Annotated in this window: 12 protein-coding genes and 1 pseudogene; 1 reads left to right on the top strand and 12 read right to left on the bottom strand. The window is 67.0% G+C overall.

Going from position 1 to position 14,452, the window contains the following annotated elements:
- Window positions 1-14 precede the first annotated feature (14 nt).
- The 11 genes and pseudogenes from xerD to ABG82_RS12435 form a co-directional block, all read right to left on the bottom strand.
- Window positions 15-968 carry a site-specific tyrosine recombinase XerD gene (gene xerD / locus ABG82_RS12485; RefSeq protein WP_043079272.1) on the bottom strand — a complete coding sequence of 318 codons (954 nt, stop codon included), beginning with the start codon at window positions 966-968 and terminating at the stop codon, window positions 15-17.
- Complete coding sequence (locus ABG82_RS12480) at window positions 965-1,540, bottom strand: NUDIX domain-containing protein (RefSeq protein ID WP_043079308.1); 576 nt, start codon at window positions 1,538-1,540, stop codon at window positions 965-967. The genes xerD and ABG82_RS12480 overlap by 4 nt, the downstream gene beginning before the upstream one ends.
- 76 nt (window positions 1,541-1,616) lie before the next feature.
- Window positions 1,617-3,296, bottom strand: a pseudogene (locus ABG82_RS12475) (CTP synthase); the annotation flags it as partial.
- Window positions 3,297-3,429: 133 nt separating this feature from the next.
- Window positions 3,430-4,374: a copper transporter gene (locus ABG82_RS12470; RefSeq protein ID WP_043079274.1), complete on the bottom strand. Its 945-nt coding sequence runs from the start codon at window positions 4,372-4,374 to the stop codon at window positions 3,430-3,432.
- A 7-nt stretch (window positions 4,375-4,381) separates the two neighbouring features.
- Window positions 4,382-5,566 carry a putative cytokinetic ring protein SteA gene (steA, locus tag ABG82_RS12465; protein ID WP_043079275.1) on the bottom strand — a complete coding sequence of 395 codons (1,185 nt, stop codon included), beginning with the start codon at window positions 5,564-5,566 and terminating at the stop codon, window positions 4,382-4,384.
- Window positions 5,567-5,704: 138 nt separating this feature from the next.
- Window positions 5,705-7,465 (bottom strand): DNA repair protein RecN, encoded by a 1,761-nt coding sequence (gene recN, locus ABG82_RS12460; protein ID WP_043079276.1) that lies wholly within the window; start codon window positions 7,463-7,465, stop codon window positions 5,705-5,707.
- A 2-nt stretch (window positions 7,466-7,467) separates the two neighbouring features.
- Window positions 7,468-8,388 carry an NAD kinase gene (locus tag ABG82_RS12455; protein ID WP_043079277.1) on the bottom strand — a complete coding sequence of 307 codons (921 nt, stop codon included), beginning with the start codon at window positions 8,386-8,388 and terminating at the stop codon, window positions 7,468-7,470.
- Entirely contained in the window at window positions 8,385-9,191 is an 807-nt protein-coding gene (locus tag ABG82_RS12450) for a TlyA family RNA methyltransferase (RefSeq protein ID WP_043079278.1), read from the bottom strand. Before ABG82_RS12450 ends, ABG82_RS12455 begins: the two co-directional genes overlap by 4 nt.
- A gap of 2 nt (window positions 9,192-9,193) precedes the next feature.
- Entirely contained in the window at window positions 9,194-9,397 is a 204-nt protein-coding gene (locus tag ABG82_RS12445; protein ID WP_043079309.1) for a hypothetical protein, read from the bottom strand.
- 49 nt (window positions 9,398-9,446) lie between these two features.
- Window positions 9,447-10,451: an HAD-IIA family hydrolase gene (locus ABG82_RS12440; RefSeq protein WP_043079279.1), complete on the bottom strand. Its 1,005-nt coding sequence runs from the start codon at window positions 10,449-10,451 to the stop codon at window positions 9,447-9,449.
- Entirely contained in the window at window positions 10,444-11,079 is a 636-nt protein-coding gene (locus tag ABG82_RS12435) for a hypothetical protein (RefSeq protein ID WP_043079280.1), read from the bottom strand. Before ABG82_RS12435 ends, ABG82_RS12440 begins: the two co-directional genes overlap by 8 nt.
- A gap of 369 nt (window positions 11,080-11,448) precedes the next feature.
- On the opposite strand from ABG82_RS12435, the gene ABG82_RS12430 reads away from it, so the two are divergent.
- Window positions 11,449-13,107: an ABC-F family ATP-binding cassette domain-containing protein gene (locus tag ABG82_RS12430; RefSeq protein WP_043079281.1), complete on the top strand. Its 1,659-nt coding sequence runs from the start codon at window positions 11,449-11,451 to the stop codon at window positions 13,105-13,107.
- A gap of 12 nt (window positions 13,108-13,119) precedes the next feature.
- Here ABG82_RS12430 and tyrS read toward each other — a convergent pair whose 3' ends face one another.
- Window positions 13,120-14,445 (bottom strand): tyrosine--tRNA ligase, encoded by a 1,326-nt coding sequence (gene tyrS / locus ABG82_RS12425; RefSeq protein WP_043079282.1) that lies wholly within the window; start codon window positions 14,443-14,445, stop codon window positions 13,120-13,122.
- Window positions 14,446-14,452 lie beyond the last annotated feature (7 nt).

The following is a 14,452-nucleotide window of genomic DNA, read 5'->3' as shown; positions in this document are numbered from 1 at the left end:
GCATGTGGCGGCTACTAGCGGGCACGGGGGTGCGCGCCTGCCCACACTTCGCGCAGCGCACTGACGGTGACCAACGTGTAGATCTGCGTGGTGGTCACCGACGCGTGGCCGAGTAACTCCTGGACAACACGAACATCGGCGCCGCCCTCCAGCAGGTGTGTTGCGAAGGAATGCCGCAGGGTGTGCGGGGAAACCGCGGCACTGATCTTGGCCCGCTCGGCGGCATCGGCCAGTACCTGCCACGCGCTCTGCCGAGAAAGCCGCCCACCGCGCGAGTTCAGAAACAGCGCGGGGACACCGCCGCGCCCCCGCCGGGCCAGATCCGGTCGGCCGCGCACCAGGTACGCCTGCAGCGCTTCGACGGCGGGCCGCCCCACCGGCACCAGACGCTGCTTGCCGCCTTTACCCCAGAGCAGCGCCGAACGCGCCTGGACGTCCACATCATCGACATCCAGGCCTACCGCCTCGGAGATGCGCGCTCCGGTCGAATACAGCAGCTCCAGCAGAGCGCGGTTGCGCAGATCCAGGGGCCCCACGGCGGCGCCGTCCACGCCACCGGCGGCATTCAGCAGTGCCTCCACCTGCTCGACGGTCAGGCTTTTCGGAAGCCGACGATTGGGGGTGGGCGGCTTCACGGCCCGGGCCACATCTGTCGGCGCCAGCCCTTCGATGGCGGCAAACCGGTGCAGCCCGCGCACGGCGATCAGCGCGCGAGCCGCCGACGAGGCCGATAGCTCGGGCACGCCGTTCTCCGGATCGCCACGGCGCAGCGTCACCACGAAATCGCTGACATCGGGTTCGGTGACATCGGCCAGCCGGTCGATCCTGCGCTCGGCAAGGTGCTGTTGATAGCGGCGCAGGTCCCGGCGGTAGGAGCTCAGCGTGTTGGCGGCGACGCCGCGTTCCACGTCAAGGTGATCCAGATAGGACTGGATCTCGCCGTCGAGGAGTCCTACCGCTGCCGTCATGTAGTGGCCTTGCGCTTCGCGAAGGCGGTGGGCCGGTCCGGCCACGGTGCTCCGACGGGCCGGGTGTCATGGCCTTGCAGTGCGACATGTGCGGCCAGAATGCCTGCCGCCGCGATCGCGTTGACCACCTCCCCGCCGAGCACCATGGAGACAGCCTCGGCCAGCGGTACCCAATGCACCGTCATATCGGCCTCTTCGTCATGACTTTCGCCCCGGCCCGGGTGCGACAGCCCGGTGGCCAGGAACACCCTGACCACTTCATCGGTGAATCCGGGCGAGGCGGCCGCGTCCACCAGCACCCGCCAGGTGCTGGCCGCGACGCCGGCCTCCTCCAGCAGCTCACGAGCCGCCGCCCGCTGGATGTCCTCCCCCGCGATGTCGAGCAGCCCGGCGGGTAGCTCCCACAGCCGATGGCCCAGCGGGTGCCGGTACTGGTGCACCAGCGCGACCTGCCCCGCTTCATCGATGGCCGCGACCGCCACCGCCCCGTAGTGCTCGACCACCTCCCGGATGGCGCTGCGGCCTCCGGGCATCGCCACCCGATCCCGGCGCAGCGCCAGGATGCCGCCCATGTAGACGGGTTCGGACTCCAGGGTGACGAACTCGTGGCGTTCGCTGTCTGCGGAAGCCTCGTCACTCACTGTCGGGGTCCAGCGGAAGACGCTCGGCCGCTTTGTATTCCATGGCAGCCCGGATGAACGCGCTGAACAGCGGATGCGGTCGGGTGGGACGGCTCTTGAGTTCCGGGTGCGCCTGGGTGGCCACCGCGAACGGATGGACCTCACGCGGGTACTCCACGAATTCCACCAGATGGCCGTCGGGCGATGTCCCGGAGAATCGCAGACCACTCTCGGCGATCTTGTCGCGATACGGGTTGTTCACCTCATAGCGATGCCGGTGACGCTCGGACACCTCGGTCGTTCCGTACGCCTCGGCCACGATGGAATCGGGCTCCAGCACAGCCGGATAGGCGCCCAGGCGCATCGTTCCACCCAGATCCGCCTCGCCGGCGACCGCCCGCACCTGGTCGGCCATGGTGGCGATCACCGGACTCGGAGTCTCGGGATCGAACTCGGCGGAGTTGGCGTCGGCAAGACCCGCCGACCGCGCCGCCTCGATGACCATGCACTGCAATCCCAGACACAGCCCGAGTATCGGCACGCGGCGCTTGCGGGCGTAACGAATGGCGCCCAGCTTGCCCTCGATGCCCCGGATGCCGAAACCGCCGGGAATCAGTACCCCGTCGACGTCGCCGAGCGCTGCTTGCGCTCCGCTCTCGGTCTCACAGTCATCCGACGGCACCCACTTGATGTCCACCTTGGTGTGGTGCCGAAATCCGCCGGCACGCAGCGCCTCGGTCACCGACAGGTAGGCGTCGGGAAGGTCGATGTACTTGCCCACCAGGGCGATTCGAACCGACTCGCTGGGCTCGTGGACACGCTGCAGCAGTTCGCCCCACTCGGTCCAGTCCACGTCGCGGAAAGGCAGGTTGAGCCGGCGCACCACGTAGGCGTCGAGCTCCTCACGATGCAGCACCTTGGGAATGTCGTAGATGGACGGCGCGTCCGGCGTGGAGATGACACCGTCGACGTCCACGTCGCACATGAGGGCGATCTTGTTCTTGAGCGGCTCGGGCACATCCCGGTCGCAGCGCAGGATCAACGCGTCCGGGGTGATACCGATACTGCGCAGCGCGGCGACGGAGTGCTGTGTCGGCTTGGTCTTGAGCTCGCCGGACGGCTTCAAGTACGGCACCAGCGAGACGTGCAGGAAGAAGACGTTGTCGCGGCCGACGTCGTGCCGGATCTGCCGCGCGGCCTCCAGGAACGGCTGCGATTCGATGTCACCGACCGTGCCGCCGATCTCGGTGATGACGATGTCGGGCCGTTGCCCGTTCTCGTTGGGCTCGGCCATCGCCAGGATGCGGCTCTTGATCTCGTCGGTGATATGCGGAATCACCTGCACGGTATCGCCCAGGTACTCGCCGCGCCGCTCCTTGGCGATGACCGACGAATAGACCTGTCCGGTAGTGACATTCGCCGATCCGGACAGATCACGGTCCAGGAAACGCTCGTAATGCCCGACGTCGAGATCGGTCTCCGCGCCATCCTCGGTGACGAACACCTCACCGTGCTGGAACGGGTTCATGGTGCCCGGATCGACGTTCAGATAGGGGTCCAGCTTCTGCATGGTCACTTGCAAGCCGCGTGAGGTCAGAAGTTGCCCAAGGCTGGAGGCGGTCAAACCCTTACCCAGTGAGGAGGCGACTCCGCCGCTCACAAAAAGATGCTTGGTAGCGGATTGCGGATGCTTACGTAGACCTGCCAAGTTGGCTCCCGTGACGACTGCGCAGGGCAATTCTTCATAGCTCGGGGCCCTGCTGACCCACGGAACCTCACCCTAACAAATCCGGCGACAACCGGCGCCGAACACGCCGCGTGATGTGGGCTAGATCCCCCTGCTATGGCACCGTGATCGAGGTAGCTCCGGGCCCGAGTCCGTACCGGCCCGAGTGCCCATCGGCCTGTTCCCGCAGCGCCAGCACGGTGGTGATGCGACCGGAAGCCATCTCGATGTCGTCGACGGTGCTCGCCGCCGAAGCCATCGAACTGTCGGCGCGGGTGACCGCGACCGCCGCGATGCCGTTGGCCGAGCCGCTACGGCCGGTCAACACGGCACCCGAGCCACGCCGGTCCAAGGCCGCGGTGAACCGCGCCACCGTGGAGCCCTTGTTCCCGGCGTCGTTGGGTAGCGCTCCCCCGGTGATGACGACGGCCAGGTTCCCGGGCGCCACCTGCCCGTCGGTGTAGGTGATGAATCCGCTTTGACGCAGCGCCGTGAGCGCCGTGTTCCGCTGCTCGTCGGTCACCGCTGGCGGGGGTTCCTCCGGTTTGTGCTGGGGAATCTGCAGGACGATCCCCACCAGGTCGCCCGCCTGCGATCCCTGGTCCACCGCGTCCGTGCGTAGTTGCGTGCCCGCGGGCAGGATCGACGAGTTCACGATGGTGCGCAGCCGCTCACCCTGGTTGGCGTCGGTGAACTGATCGGTCAACCCGATCCGGCCCGAAACCGAGCCGCCCGCGGTCGAGATCAACTGGGCGATGCCGTCCACGTCGGATCGATCGGCCTCCGGAGTGGTGATCAACACCACCTTACGATCGGCGAGCGAGTCCCTCACCATGCGTGGCGCCATCGTCGCATCGAAATTGCTTGCTGCATTGAGCTTTTCGTTCAGCGCGTTCTTGTCTTGGTTCAGGTCCTCGATCTGGCGCTGTTGGCTGCGTTTGTCCTCACGCAGGCCTGACAGCAATGTGTCGTTGAGCAGGCCGGAACCTAGTACCACACCCACCGCGAGGGCAAGGAAAACCGCGGCAAGAGATATCGCGTGCTGGCGCAGGGTGATCATGTATGCCTCAGCTGACCAGGTTCTGCACCCACACCATCAACCGGTTCCAGTAGGCGAGCAGCCATTCGGCCGCGCTATCGCCCGCACTGGTGACCCACAGCATGGTGATCACCGCCACCAGCACCGCCAGGATCAGCAGCGCGATCGCTCCGCCCGAGAACCGGTTGCGGTACAGCGTCGCAACAGCTTTGGAATCGACCAGCTTGGCGCCGACCTTGAGCCGGGTCAGGAAGGTCGACGGGTTGGACTGCTGGCGTTCACGATCGAAGAACTCCTCGATGGAGGCGCTGTGTCCCACCGTGACAATCAGTGACGCGCCATGGTGATCCGCCAAGAGCAGCGCCAGATCGGCCGCCGAACCCGCGGCCGGGAAGGTCACCGCCCCGACCCCCAGGTCCTGGATGCGTTCCAATCCGGCGGCATGGCCATCGGAGTCTGCCGGAAGGACAACCTGCGCACCGGATTTCAGCACATCATTGCTCATCAGCAACGGATCACCCACCACGATGAGCGGCCGGTAACCGGCCTTGCGGAGAGTGTCGGCACCGGTACCGACACCGATCAGAACCGGCTGGTACTCCTTGATGAAAGGCTTCAGATTCTTCAAATCGTGCGCGGCGCCAACGCCATCGGATACCACGACAACATGGCGGTTGCGCAGATCGACGTCGACATCCGGGATGCCGATGCCGTCGATCAGCAGCGGACTCTCACTGCGGATGAACTCGATGGTGTTACCGGAGAACGCTTCCAGGTGGGCGACCAGCCCCGTCTTGGCCTCGGTCATCAGATCGTGGACATCGGCGTCGGTGCGCGGAGTCCCGGCGATCAGCCGCCGATCACCGTTGTAGATACCGCCGTTGTGCACCCGGACCGTGGAGCCGTCCTTGACCTTCTTGAAGACCTCCGGGCCGATGCTGTCGATCAGGGTGATGCCGTTGGCCACGAGCACCTCGGGTCCCAGATTCGGGTAGCGGCCCGAGATCGAGGGTGAGGCGTTCACCACCGCACTGACACGCGCGTCGACCAGAGCGTCGGCCGTGATGCGGTCCAGATCGAGGATGTCGATGACGGCGATATCACCCGGATTGAGGCGCTGCAGCAGCCGGTTGATGTCCCTGTCGGTGCGCACTGTTCCGACGATGCCGGGCCGGGAGCTGCTGCTTCGAGTGAGCATCGTGGTCAAGTTCATAGGGGTGATCATGACGCCGCGCCCCGGCGAGCCAGCGGAGGCGCGCCGTAACACCTGTCACATTAGTCACTCCAGCCACCCTGGTTTCAGGCCGCGGACAGCACGTATCCGCAGTTAGGGGGGTTGCGTCGGGGAAAGTTAGGCCCGCTCGGCGCGGGCAGCATCGAGCAGCTCGCGGGCATGCGCGCGGCCGGTGTCGGAGTCGCCGAGCCCGGCCAGCATCCGGGCCAATTCGGCGACCCTGTCCTCGTCGTCGAGGCGGCGGACACCGCTGCCCTTGCTGTTCACCCGGTCGACAGTGAGATGAATATCGGCGAACGCCGCCACCTGTGGGAGGTGGGTCACCACAATCACCTGATGGGTACGTGCCAGCTTTGCCAATCGCCGCCCGATCTGCACCGCTGCCCGCCCACCGACACCGGCATCGACCTCGTCGAACACCATCGTGGTGCCGGCCGTCGAGGCGGCGAGCACCACCTCGAGCGCCAGCATCACACGGGACAGCTCACCGCCCGAGGCACTCTTGGCCAACGGCAGCATCGGATTGTCACGGTGCGCGGCGAATCCGAACTCCACGGCGTCGGCACCCGCGGATCCGGCGTGCACGGTCTGCCCGGTCGGCAGCGTCAACGGCGCCGAGTCGTCGGCGCGGGCGGCCATCGGCTCCACCCCGATGGTGAACGCGGCGCGGTCCATCGCCAGACCGGCCAGTTCGGCGGTCACCGCCTTGCCCAGCGCCTTGGCGGCCTTGGTCCGCGCCTTGGTCAACGCCGTTGCCGCGGTAGCAAGTTCAGCCGCCAGCCGATCCACGCGAGCCGAGATCGCGCCGAGTGCTTCTTCGGAGGTATCCACCTCGGCCAGCCGCGCACGGGCGTCGTTGGCCCACGCGATCACCCCGTTCAGATCGGCGGCATACTTGCGGGTCAACGTGCGAAGCTGCCCCTGCCGCGCCAGCTTCTCCTCCAGTGTGCTTGCATCACTGGGCAATTCGTCGGTAAAGGCGGTCAGCTCGCGGGAGACATCGCTGACCACCGCCAGGGCCTCGGCCAGCTGCGGCGCCAGGGCCCGCAACACGGCGTCGTCGGTGGCTTCCAGCAGCACCTTGGCCTTGGCAATGCGGTCGATCGCCGAAAGAGAATCTCCGGCTTCGCCTTCCGTCTCTACGCCCGCCAAGGCGCCCCGGGCCGAGGCTGCCGCGTCCCGTAGCGCGTCGAGCTCGGACAAGCGGTGGATATCGGCAGTAAGCTGGTCGTCCTCACCCGGTTTGGGGTCAACGGTGTCGATCTCATTGAGCGCGAAGCCCAGTCGATCCGCCTCTTGCGCGAGTTCACGCGCCCGATTGGTGCGGTCGATCAGATCACGTCGCGCGGTGAGCCATTCCTCGCGCAGTTTGCGGTAGGTGGTCAGCAGCGCCTCAATGCTGTCGGTCGCGAACCTGTCGAGGGCGGCGAGCTGCTGCTCCGGGCGCATCAGCCGCAGCTGGTCGTTCTGGCCGTGCACCGTGAGTAGCCCCGCGGTAAAACCGGCCAGCGATTTGGCGGGCACACTGCGCCCACCCAGATACGCCCGTGAGCGGCCATCAGAGGTCACCGACCGCGCCGCGATTACGCTACCGTCGTCATCACGTTGCGCCCCTGAGGAATCCAACACCTCAGTGACGTCCGCGGGCTCGGCACCCAGTGGGTCGGCGGTGAGAAATCGGCCCTCGACCACCGCCCGGTCGGCACCGGCCCGTACCCGATTCGCATCGGCACGCGCCCCGCCGAGCAGGTGCAGGCTGGTGACCACCATGGTCTTTCCGGCGCCGGTCTCACCGGTCAGCACGGTCAGCCCACTGTCGAACTCCGCAGTAGCTGCCGGTATGGCGCCAAGCGACTCGATGCGAATCTCGGTGAGCACGGCTACCTTCCCCGCCAGCCCTTGACGGGCAAATGGAACTTGCGAACAATCCGGTCCGCGAAAGGCTTGCTGTCCAGCCGCGCCCACAGCACCGGCTGATGCCCGCGCACCACTTCGACCCGGCCACCGGGTGGCACCCGGATCTCACGTCGCCCATCGCAGAACAGCAGCGCGTCATGCCCGTCGGCCTCGATTTCCACGGCAACGGTCGATGCCGGACTGATGACCATGGGCCGCGCGAACAATGCGTGGGCATTGTTAGGCACCACCAGAATTGCGTCCAGGTCCGGCCACACCACCGGGCCGCCCGCCGAGAACGCGTAGGCCGTGGAGCCGGTGGGCGTCGAGACGAGCACCCCGTCGCAGCCGAACGCCGACACCGGGCGCGCGTCCACCTCCAGCACCACACCGAGGACGCCGAGCCGGGGCCCCTTCTCGATGCTGACCTCGTTGAGCGCCCAGCCGCGTTCGGTGACCTCACCACCGATGCGTACCTGCACGTCCAGCGTCATCCGGGTCTCCACGCGGTAGGTACCTTCCACCACGTGGCCGAGCACCGAATCAATGGCCTCCGCTTCCACCTCCGCGAGAAACCCGATACGGCCCAAGTTGACCCCGAGCACCGGGGCGGTCGCGCTGCGCGCCAGATCAGCTGCCCGCAGGAAGGTCCCGTCCCCGCCCAGCACCAGCACCAGCTCGCAACCGGTGGCCGCGTCCTGGTCCGCGTCGACGACTTCGACATCGACGCCCAGCGAACGGAATTCGGCCGGGTCCAGGTGTACCGGGCCACGGTCGATGGCCTCCGCGGACAACACCCGCAGCGCTATACCGTTCTGCCCCAATATCTTCGCAACACGGCGCGCTGTCTCGGTCACCTCATCGCGACCGGTGTGTGCGACAAGAAGGATTTTGCGTTCGTTCACTGAGGTCCCCTCGACACGGCGTCGGCGACAGCGGCCTCCACATCGACATCGGAATCTGTCGTGCGCAGCCACAGGAAGTATTCGACGTTCCCGGACGGCCCGGGCAGCGGGCTTGCCGTCACACCCGCGGTGAACCAGCCTTGAGCCTGCGCACGCCGGGCGACGGATACGACGGCATCGGCACGCAGCTGAGGATCGCGCACCACGCCTCCCGCACCGACAAGCTCCTTACCCACCTCGAACTGTGGCTTGACCATGGGCAGGATATCGGCATCCGGTGTTGCGCAGGCGATGAGAGCGTCGAGCACCAGCCCGAGCGAGATGAACGACAGGTCGGAAACAATCACCTGGGCGGCGCCGCCGATCTGTTCCGGTGTCAAGGTGCGCACATTCGTCCGGTCGAGAACGGTGACGCGGTCGTCGGACTGCAGCGACCAGGCCAGTTGGCCGTATCCGACGTCGGCCGCCACCACTTCGCGCGCACCCGATCGCAAGAGCACTTCGGTGAATCCGCCGGTGGAGGCTCCGGCATCCAGGCATCGCTTACCCTCCACGGAAAGCCCCTGCGGCCCAAACGCGTCGAGTGCCCCCAGTAGCTTATGGGCACCGCGCGAGACCCAGCGGTCCTCGGATTCTCCTTGCACCACAAGGGAAGCCGTCGCAGGAACCGCGGTAGCCGCCTTGACGGCGGGTATGCCGTCGATACGGACCCGGCCCGCGTCGATCAGCTCAGCCGCCTGCTGACGAGAACGAGCGAGCCCGCGGCGCACCAACTCGGCGTCGACCCTGGCATGCCGGGCCATGGCTATCCCTGCTCCGCCGATTCCAGTGCTCGGACCAACACGTCATGGGCCTGTTCCAAGACCTGTGCCTGAGTTTCCAGGTCTGCCGTGGCTGCGTCCATGCCCGCGGCAGGAGTGAGCTGTCCCAGGAGCGCCTGCACCTGGGACCTGACCTCATCGGGGTCCGGTCCTGCGGCCTGGCGTGCGACATCGTTCGGGGTGGTCATCGGGCTCAAGGCTAGTAGATCTCCCCGGAGCGGCCGGGCCGACGACACACTATCCGGCAGAAAGCTGCCGCAAGGCGCGTTCGGCCGGCTCATCAGCGGCCACGATGGGCCTGCTGACGGGTGCCGGATCTGTCGCCCACACCGCGGCCGCCAATGCCTGTGCCAGCGACACAGCCGATCCGTCAGGGTCGCTGGACGTGACCGATACCCGATCGGGGGTTACGGAGATCTGCCAGCCCGGCTTCGATTCGATGCGCACATCGCCCAGCGGCAGATGCAGGGCGCTCAAATCCGCGCCCAAGAACGTGGGACGGTGTGCGGCATCGGCCCAGATCGCGTCGATCGCGCTGTTCACGCCGGTCAGCACCATGAGGCTGGGCAGGCCCGCACCATTGGCCCCCGATATGTCCGTGTCGAGACGGTCGCCGACAACGAGCGGCCGGGCAAAGCTGCCACGCGCCAACGCGTCTTCGATGAGTGCCCGTCCCGGCTTTCCCGCCACGACCGGATCGGCATCGGTGGCCGTGCGCAAGGCGGCGACCATCGATCCATTGCCGGGCAGCAGACCACGCTCGGTCGGCAGGGTCGCGTCGACGTTGGCCGCAACCCAGTAAGCACCTGCCCGGATGGCCAGCGCGGCCTCGGCGAGGGTGGTCCAGCCGGTATCCGGTGAATGCCCCTGCACCACCGCACGTGGCGCCTTGTCAAAGCTGCGCACCGGGGTAAGGCCGACGGCAGATACCTCGGCGGCCAACGCCTCGGTACCGACCACCAGCACGGCATCATCGCGCTGGAGCGCCTCGGCGAGCAGCCGGGCCGCGCTCTGCGCGCTGGTAACAACGTCACCGGCGGCCGCGCTGAACCCGAGCGCGGTGAGATGCTCGGCCACCTCGGGCGCCGAGCGGCTGGCGTTGTTGGTGACATACAGCTGGCGCGCTCCGTCGGCGGCCGCCAGCGACTCGATGGCATTCGCGGTGGGCTCGGCGCCCCGGAACACGGTCCCGTCGAGATCCAGCAGCAAGCAGTCGTACGAGCTGGCGAGTGTGTCAGGCAAGTTCGGCAGCCCGATCCTCGGCGTCGGTGTGGCCCTCGACATCGGCGTCGGCCGCATGCAGGAACCACTGCACCGCCTCGGGCTTGCGGTCCAGCGCCAACAGAATGTCGGCGTAGGCGTAGAACAGCCGGGCGGCGACCACGCCGACACGCTTGGGATCCGGTGCCGGAGTGGACAGCACCGCCAGTGCCTGATCGAGCTGTCCCATATCGGCACGGGCTCCGGCGGTGACGATGCGCAGTTCGTCGGCGGCATCGCCGGTAAGGGCCTTGGCCTCATCGCCGCGGGCAAGCTCCAAAGCGCGTTCGGGCCGCCCCACTCCCCGTTCGCAGTCGGCGATCAGCGCCAGCAGCGGTGAGCGGGTACCCATGCGCTTGGCCGCCCGCAGTTCGGACAACGCCAGCGCCCAATCCCCGCAGTGATACGCGGCGATGCCGAGCGCCTCACGAACAGCCGCGATGCGGGCCGCACGGCTCTTGGCCGCCTTGGCATGCGCCAGAGCGGTCTCGGGGTCCTCGTCCAGCAGATTCCCGGCGGTCACCAGATGCCGGGCCACCGTCTCCGCGGTGTTCTTGTCGAGACTGAGCAATTCGGCGCGGACATCCGGAGCGAGCTGCTTGGCCTCCACCTCGTCGGGAATGACGGGGCCGAAGTTTCGCGGAGCCGGTCGGTCATCGGTGCGCCGGGGGCGCGGTCCCTGATCCCGCCGCGGACGGTCACCGCCACGCTCATCGGAACGCTGACGACGCTCGCCGCCGCGCTCGTCCGACCGGTGTGGACGTGCAGAGCCACCACCGCGGTCGTCACGCTGGGCGCCTGAATCGCGTGCGGGCCGACTCGGGCCTTGCCTTCTCGGGCCCTGCTGCCTGTGCCCTCGCTGGTTGGCATCTTGCCCCATGGGGGTGTCCTCCTTCTACCAGCGCGAGTATGCCGGTAGCGGGCCCTCCGCCGGAAATTCGGTGGCGTTCTATGTGACCGGTTCCGCAGACTAGGCGCCATGAGCCATGTGCAGCTCGATGCCATCGGCTACCACTTACCGGACGGCAGAGCACTCCTTCACGATGTCAGCCTGCGCGTGGGCGAGGGCAGTAAAACGGCGTTGATCGGCCCCAACGGCACCGGCAAGACGACGCTGCTGCGCATCATCGCCGGCGATACCGATCCACACGACGGCGCCGTAACCCGTGGCGGGCAGCTCGGGGTGATGCGGCAATTCATCGGATCGGTTCGTGACGATTCGACTGTCCGCGATCTGCTGCTGTCGGTAGCGCCCGAGCGCGTCAGGCAGGCCGCCGAACGTCTGGACCGCGCCGAGCTGGCGCTCATGGAGCGCGACAGCGAGCGGGACCAACTCGCCTACGCTCAGGCACTAGCCGATTGGGCCGACGCCGGCGGCTACGAATTCGAGACCCAGTGTGATGTGCACACCATGGCCGCGCTTGGAATTTCCTACGAGCTGGCTAGATTTCGCGGAGTCAACACACTGTCCGGCGGCCAGCAGAAGCGGCTGGTTCTGGAATCGCTGCTGAGCGGGCCCCATGAAGTACTGCTGCTCGATGAGCCCGACAACTACCTTGATGTGCCGGCCAAGCGGTGGCTCGAGGAGCGACTCCTCGAGTCTGCCAAGACCGTGCTGTTCATCAGCCATGATCGCGAGCTGATCAACCGCGCGGCCGGGCAGGTCGCCACGCTCGAACCCGGCCGGGCCGGATCCAGCCTGTGGGTGCATCCGGGTTCCTTTGCGACGTATCACCAGGCGCGGGAAGATCGCAACGCCAGACTCGCCGAGTTGCGCCGCCGGTGGGATGAACAGCGGGCAGCACTTCGCGATCTGGTGCTGATGTATCGGCAAAAGGCGGCCTACAACTCAGATATGGCCAGCCGCTTGCAGGCGGCCGAAACACGGCTGCGCCGCTTCGACGACGCGGGACCGCCGGAGGCCGTGCCGTTGCGGCAGAACGTGCGCATGCGGCTTACCGGCGGACGCACCGCCAAACGTGCGGTGATCGCGGACAGCCTTGAATTGACCGGTCTCACCAGTCCTTTCGACGCCGAGTTGTGGTACGGCGATCGTGTTGCGGTGCTGGGCGGCAACGGAACCGGCAAGTCGCACTTTCTACGGTTGCTGGCAGGCGGCGGCACTGACCCGGAACAGGATCAGCTGCCGGTCGGCGAGATGATCCCCGAGCCCGTGCGCCACGCCGGGCGGCTTCGGTTGGGCGCGCGAGTGCGCCCCGGCTGGTTCGCGCAGACGCACCATCACGAGGGGCTGATGGATCGGACGCTGCTGGACATCCTGCATCACGGGGATGAAAGGCGGCCGGGACACGGGCGAGAGCAGGCTTCGCGAATCCTCGATCGCTACGGGCTGGCCCCCTCCGCGGAGCAGACGTTCGGCTCGCTGTCCGGCGGTCAGCAGGGGCGCTTTCAGATTCTGCTGCTGGAACTGATGGGCTCGACTCTGTTGTTGCTCGATGAGCCGACCGACAACCTGGACCTGCACTCGGCCGAGGCACTCGAGGACGCGCTGGCGGCGTTCGATGGCACGGTCATCGCCGTCACCCACGACCGGTGGTTCGCCCGTACCTTCACCCGCTTCCTCGTCTTCGGCGAAGACGGCAAGGTAAAGGAATCCGTTGAACCCCAATGGGTCTAACGGACCCGGCGGCTAGCGGACTCGCTGTACCCCGGCGATGTTCCGCTTGCCCCGCCGCAGCACCAACCAGCCACCGGTGAGGTAGTCGCCGTCGCCCGGGGTCCAATCCTCGGCGTCGACCCGGGCGTTGTTGACGTACACGCCGCCCTCCTTGATGATGCGGCGCGCGGCGCCCTTGCTGTCCGAAAGCCCGCTGCTCACCAGTAGATCGACGATGGTGTCGGGTTCGCCGTCGGCGAGCCGGGCCGGCTCACCGTTACCGGCTTCGGTGAGCGCCGCGGTCAGGGTGCCCTCGTCAAGCCGATCCAGCTCGCCGCGACCGAACAGCGCGCCGCTGGCGTGTTCTACGGCCTGCGTAGCACTTTCCCCATGCACCAGTGTGGTGACCTCGGCAGCCAATCGGCGCTGCGCGGCGCGCTCATGCGCCCGTTCCGCCGTCGCCGTCTCCAGCTCATCCACCTCATCGGCGGACAGGAAGGTGAACCAGCGCAGGTAACGCACCACGTCGGCATCGGCGGTGTTGATGAAGTACTGGTACCAGGCGTACGGGCTGGTCATCTCCGGATCGAGCCAGAGGTTGCCACCTCCGGTGGACTTGCCGAACTTGGTCCCGTCGGCCGATGTCACCAGCGGAACGGTCAACGCATGCACCGAAGCGCCGTCCTGCTGACGGGCAAGCCGTACTCCGGCAACGATGTTGCCCCATTGATCGGAACCACCGATCTGCAAGGAGCAGCCGTACTTACGGTGCAACTGCACGTAGTCGTTGGCTTGCAGCAGCATGTACGAGAACTCGGTGTAGGAGATGCCGTCACCCTCCAGGCGCCGCCGGATGGTGTCGCGGTCCAGCATCACATTGACCGAGAAGTGCTTACCGAGGTCACGCAGAAACTCCAGGGCGGTGAGCTGACCGGTCCACTCAAGATTGTTCGCGACGACGGCCCCGGTTGGCGTGCCGTTGAATTCGACGAACCGCTCTAATTGTCCACGGATCCGGTCGGCCCATTCGGCGACCACGTCGGCGCCATGCAGATTGCGTTCCGAGGTGTCGCGGGGGTCACCGATGAGTCCGGTCGCTCCCCCGGCCAACACGATGGGCCGATGCCCCGCGCGCTGAAATCGGCTCAGGGTCAGCAGCGGCACCAGGTGTCCGGCGTGCAGACTCGCGGCGGTGGGGTCGAACCCCCCATAGACACTGATCGGCCCCTTCGCGATGTCCGCGGCGAGCGCGTCGCGGTCGGTCGTTTGCGCGATGAGACCGCGCCAGCCCAGCTCGTCAAGGATCGATGAGCCGCTTGCGCCAGGGTCATGAGTCGGGGAAGCCACGCCGACAATCATCCCCTAT

The sequence above is a fragment of the Mycobacteroides immunogenum genome, assembly GCF_001605725.1.
Lineage (GTDB): Bacteria > Actinomycetota > Actinomycetes > Mycobacteriales > Mycobacteriaceae > Mycobacterium > Mycobacterium immunogenum.
Note: the sequence above shows the minus strand (reverse complement) of the source record. Positions and strands in the feature narration are given on the sequence as shown.

Bases quoted from the DNA above. Each gene is read 5' to 3' on its own strand.
- ABG82_RS12430 (WP_043079281.1), top strand. From the start codon at position 11,449: ATGAGCCATGTGCAGCTCGATGCCATCGGCTACCACTTACCGGACGGC.
- xerD (WP_043079272.1), bottom strand. From the start codon at position 968: ATGACGGCAGCGGTAGGACTCCTCGACGGCGAGATCCAGTCCTATCTG.
- ABG82_RS12470 (WP_043079274.1), bottom strand. From the start codon at position 4,374: ATGATCACCCTGCGCCAGCACGCGATATCTCTTGCCGCGGTTTTCCTT.
- ABG82_RS12445 (WP_043079309.1), bottom strand. From the start codon at position 9,397: ATGACCACCCCGAACGATGTCGCACGCCAGGCCGCAGGACCGGACCCC.
- ABG82_RS12480 (WP_043079308.1), bottom strand. From the start codon at position 1,540: ATGGGCGGCATCCTGGCGCTGCGCCGGGATCGGGTGGCGATGCCCGGA.
- steA (WP_043079275.1), bottom strand. From the start codon at position 5,566: ATGAACTTGACCACGATGCTCACTCGAAGCAGCAGCTCCCGGCCCGGC.
- ABG82_RS12450 (WP_043079278.1), bottom strand. From the start codon at position 9,191: ATGGCCCGGCATGCCAGGGTCGACGCCGAGTTGGTGCGCCGCGGGCTC.
- tyrS (WP_043079282.1), bottom strand. From the start codon at position 14,445: ATGATTGTCGGCGTGGCTTCCCCGACTCATGACCCTGGCGCAAGCGGC.